Annotated in this window: 1 protein-coding gene; it reads left to right on the top strand. The window is 48.6% G+C overall.

What is annotated here, in order from left to right; genetic code table 11:
• Window positions 1-8: 8 nt before the first annotated feature.
• Window positions 9-2,075 (top strand): AAA family ATPase (locus tag E4665_RS17965; protein ID WP_135350176.1); only part of this gene is annotated, 2,067 nt, incomplete at its 3' end.

Genomic DNA, 2,075 nt, shown 5'->3' with positions numbered 1-2,075 from the left:
GATAGCCTATGGAAACGAAAAATAAAGTCGACATCATCAAGCTACTGGACTACATCGACCCGTCAACACTTGACTATCAAGAATGGGTTGACGTCGGCATGGCGCTTAAGTCGGAAGGATATACAGCGTCTGATTGGGACGCCTGGTCACGCGGCGATTCGGTACGCTATCACCCGGGCGAGTGTTTTAAGAAGTGGGCCACATTTGAGGGAAACGGAATAACCGGTGCGACGATCACGCAGATGGCAAAAGATCGCGGCTGGGAACCGCATCAACATACCGAAGATCGTGCACTGGGATGGGACGATGAAATCAGTGGCGACGATGATTATATTGTGATTGATAAAAATTGGATTGAAGGGAAGGAAATCGCCGAGCCAAAAGACTGGAACCCTGTCCGTGAAATTACCCGTTACCTGGAAACACTATTTGAATCGACGGAAAATGTCGGATACGTGACGTCCGTATGGCAAAACGAAGATACAGGTAAATATCTGCCCACTAAGGGTAATTGCGACCGTACAGCCGGAGAATTGATCCAAGCGCTAAACGCCTGCAAAGGAGATATTGGATCCGTCATAGGTGATACGAAGACAGAAGCCGGTGCATGGATCAGATTTAATCCGCTCGATGGGAAAGGCGTCAAAAACGACAACGTCACCGATTACCGATATGCCCTTGTTGAGTCCGATACGATGGATCTGGAAAAACAGAATGCCGTTATGCGCGAACTAGAACTGCCGATTGCTGTGCTTGTTTACAGTGGTGGCAAGAGTATCCATGCGATCGTCAAAGTCGAAGCGCCAGACTATAACGAGTACCGTAAACGTGTCGATTACCTGTACAATGTCTGCCAGAAGAACGGACTGAGTTTGGACAAGCAGGATCGTAATCCGTCACGCCTAAGCCGCATGCCGGGTGTCGAACGTAACGGCAAAAAGCAGTTTATCATCGACACCAACATTGGCAAATCTACATGGGAAGAGTGGTATGAATGGATTGAAGGCGTCAATGATGACCTGCCTGATCCGGAAGGATTATCAGACTACTGGGATCATATGCCGGAACTCGCGCCGGCACTCATTGAAGGCGTGCTTCGTCAAGGGCATAAAATGCTCATGGCTGGACCATCGAAAGCCGGTAAATCGTTTGCCCTGATTGAGCTATCCATTGCCATCGGCGAAGGTGTGAAGTGGCTGGGATGGAAATGCGCTCAGGGAAAAGTTCTCTATGTCAATCTGGAACTCGACCGTGCCAGCTGTCTCCACCGTTTTAAGGATGTCTACGGACGGCTAAACATGCACCCAGATCACATTGGTAATATTGACATCTGGAACTTGCGCGGCAAGTCGGTGCCCATGGACAAGTTGGCTCCGAAGCTAATCCGTCGGGCACAGAAGAAAAATTATATCGCCGTCATCATCGATCCCATTTATAAGGTGTTGACAGGTGACGAAAACAGTGCGGACCAGATGGCTCACTTTACTAACCAATTTGACAAGATTGCAACGGAACTCGGCTGCTCAGTCATCTACTGCCATCATCACAGTAAAGGTGTGCAAGGGGGAAAGAAGTCGATGGACCGTGCCAGCGGATCCGGTGTGTTTGCCCGTGATCCAGACGCGTTGCTGGACCTGGTTGAATTGGATATTACAGATGCTATACGAAAACAGCAGGAAGATCGTGCGGTTTGTCAAGTCTATGAATCTATGTTCCGAAAATACAATTCATCATATCTGGAAGAGCACGTCGGTCAGGACGACCTACTTAGTGTCACGCAAATGCGCACACACGCTGGAAATGGCCTGAAAGGCTACGGAAATGAAATTAATCAGGCTATCGATACAGCAAAGCAGGCTGTCAAAATACGTACGGCCTGGCGTATTGACGGGACTCTGCGTGAATTTCCTAAGTTCGATCCTATCAATATATGGTTCGACTATCCAGTCCATCGTATGGACGATTCTGGCGTGTTGAAGGACATTCAGCCGGAAGCAGAGCAGCCATCATGGAAGAAAGCAATCGGTAAACGTAAGAGTCCAGAAGCCAAGAAAAAGGAACGAAATGAAGCATTT

Origin of the sequence: Sporolactobacillus shoreae (genome assembly GCF_004684935.1) — a bacterium.
Taxonomy (GTDB): Bacteria; Bacillota; Bacilli; order Bacillales; family Sporolactobacillaceae; genus Sporolactobacillus; species Sporolactobacillus shoreae.
This window is presented reverse-complemented; position numbering and strand designations above follow the sequence as displayed.